The organism is Moryella indoligenes, from assembly GCF_030812885.1.
GTDB classification, from domain to species: domain Bacteria; phylum Bacillota; class Clostridia; order Lachnospirales; family Lachnospiraceae; genus Moryella; species Moryella indoligenes.
On sequence record NZ_JAUSTO010000035.1, the window covers coordinates 1 to 1,926 of the forward strand.

Genomic DNA, 1,926 nt, shown 5'->3' on the forward strand with positions numbered 1-1,926 from the left:
ACAGAACTGGATCAATCAACTCCCCCGAAAGTCCTTTCACTACAGTTCGCCGGAGGAATTATTTCAGACTGTCCTACTTGATCTTGCAATCTAGATACATCTTTTTTGCAGCTTTTTTTCTTTCAGCCTTTGGTTTTGGCCGATTTTATGCTTGCATTGCCTCTCTCGTTATGATATATTATTTTGCGTTGAGCGGGAATGCTGGAATTGGCAGACAGGCTAGACTAAGGATCTAGTGGCCACAAGCCGTGTGGGTTCAAGTCCCATTTCCCGCACTTCCGAAGAGAGACAGTCGATTGGCTGTCTCTCTTACGTTATCTGCATGTGTTAAAACAGGGCGATAGGAAAATCCATCGCCCTGTAATTTCATTCTGTTCGGTTATAAGACTTACAGTGCAGCCTTTGCAGCCTCAACAAGCTTTGTGAAGCCGGCAGCATCGTTGATTGCGAGATCCGAAAGCATCTTGCGGTTCATTACAATCTCCGCCTTCTTCAGGCCGTACATGAACTTGGAATAAGAGATATCGTTCATTCTGCACGCCGCGTTGATACGTGCAATCCAGAGCTGACGGAACTGTCTCTTCTTCTGCTTGCGTCCCTCATATGCAGTAGCGAGTGCTCTCATAACGGTCTGCTTTGCTACTCTGTACTGCTTGGAACGCGCACCTCTGTAGCCCTTTGCGAGCTTCAGAATTCTATTATGTTTTGCCTTTGCGTGCATAGCGCCTTTGACTCTTGCCATTGTTCTGGTTCCTCCTTCTTAACTTTCTGAGTCCGATTATAAATACGGCAGAATTTTCTTCATCATCTTGACATTCGTGCTGTCTGTCACGATGTCTTTTCTCAGATTTCTCTTGCGCTTCGTAGACTTCTTGGTTAAGATGTGGGACTTATAAGCCTTGTTTCTGATGAGCTTACCGGTACCAGACGCTTTAAAACGCTTTGCTGCTGCTCTGCTTGTTTTTACCTTCGGCATGATAATTTCCTCCTGCTTAGTTCTTTTTAGCGCTCATAAACATGACCAGAGTTCTGCCCTCAACCTTGGAGGGCTTGTCGATCACGGCGATATCCGCGAGCTCCTTTGCAAAATCATCAAGTATGTATCTCGACTGATTCATATGGGACATCTCGCGTCCACGGAAGCGCAGTGTTACCTTCACCTTATTTCCTTTTTCAAGGAATTTTCTGGCGGCGTTCGTCTTTGTAGCCAAATCATTTGTATCAATATTGGGTGACAGACGTACTTCCTTTAACTCGACAATTTTCTGCTTCTTCTTCGCTTCCTTGTCTCTGCGTATCATCTCATAGCGGTATTTACCGTAATCGATGATCTTGCACACCGGCGGTTTTGCCGTCGGAGAGATGCAGACCAGATCAAGCTCTGCCTCTTCTGCTATCTTCAAAGCGTCCAGAGAAGACATGATACCAAGCTGTTCCCCTTCCGTTCCTATGAGTCTGACCTCGCGGAAGCGGACCTGTCCGTTAACCAATGATTCGCTGATAGTTGAACACCTCCAATTTATTGTGCAGCTCTGCTGCAAATCACCGGAAATGCTTCGCCTTTCCGGAATTGATCGGGCTTCGCCCATCGGAAGATAAGGTAATTCCTTCTCCGCTGTGACCCATGCCCATAACAAAAAAGATACGGCAGAAAGCTCCGCCGTATCTAAAGTAAGCATAATAAGACTGCTGCTACTCTATGAACCCGGGTCACATGAAGCGTGCCAAGGTGAGGCGTACCTGCTTTCTGTTGAACATAACAGTGACATTTTATCAGAGAATATATCTTATGTCAAACACTTTTTACTGCCACAGCCAGCATTTTATTTTTGGATGATTGTAAGATGAACTAGGACAATAAAAAAGAGCCGATGACGAACTCGTGGTATGATGAAGCTACCACACAACACAACACCAGGAGGTTCG

Annotated in this window: 3 protein-coding genes and 1 tRNA gene; 1 reads left to right on the plus strand and 3 read right to left on the minus strand. The window is 45.6% G+C overall.

The window, feature by feature from the left end; all coding sequences use genetic code 11:
* The first annotated feature begins 192 nt into the window (after positions 1–192).
* Positions 193–275, plus strand: a tRNA-Leu gene (locus tag J2S20_RS12005).
* A 113-nt stretch (positions 276–388) separates the two neighbouring features.
* On the opposite strand, the gene rplT is transcribed toward J2S20_RS12005, so the two are convergent.
* Genes rplT through infC form a run of 3 tightly spaced genes read right to left on the minus strand, consistent with a single transcriptional unit; the run spans position 389 to position 1,490 of the window.
* Entirely contained in the window at positions 389–742 is a 354-nt protein-coding gene (gene rplT, locus J2S20_RS12010; protein ID WP_106611827.1) for a 50S ribosomal protein L20, read from the minus strand.
* Between the two features lie 36 nt (positions 743–778).
* Positions 779–976, minus strand: a complete 198-nt coding sequence (gene rpmI, locus J2S20_RS12015; protein ID WP_106611826.1) for a 50S ribosomal protein L35 — start codon at positions 974–976, stop codon at positions 779–781.
* 16 nt (positions 977–992) lie between these two features.
* Positions 993–1,490, minus strand: a complete 498-nt coding sequence (gene infC, locus J2S20_RS12020) for a translation initiation factor IF-3 (protein ID WP_106611825.1) — start codon at positions 1,488–1,490, stop codon at positions 993–995.
* Between the last annotated feature and the right edge of the window lie 436 nt (positions 1,491–1,926).

What these genes read in the sequence shown, in the direction of transcription:
- rpmI (WP_106611826.1), bottom strand. Translation starts at nt 976, where the DNA reads ATGCCGAAGGTAAAAACAAGCAGAGCAGCAGCAAAGCGTTTTAAAGCG.
- rplT (WP_106611827.1), bottom strand. Translation starts at nt 742, where the DNA reads ATGGCAAGAGTCAAAGGCGCTATGCACGCAAAGGCAAAACATAATAGA.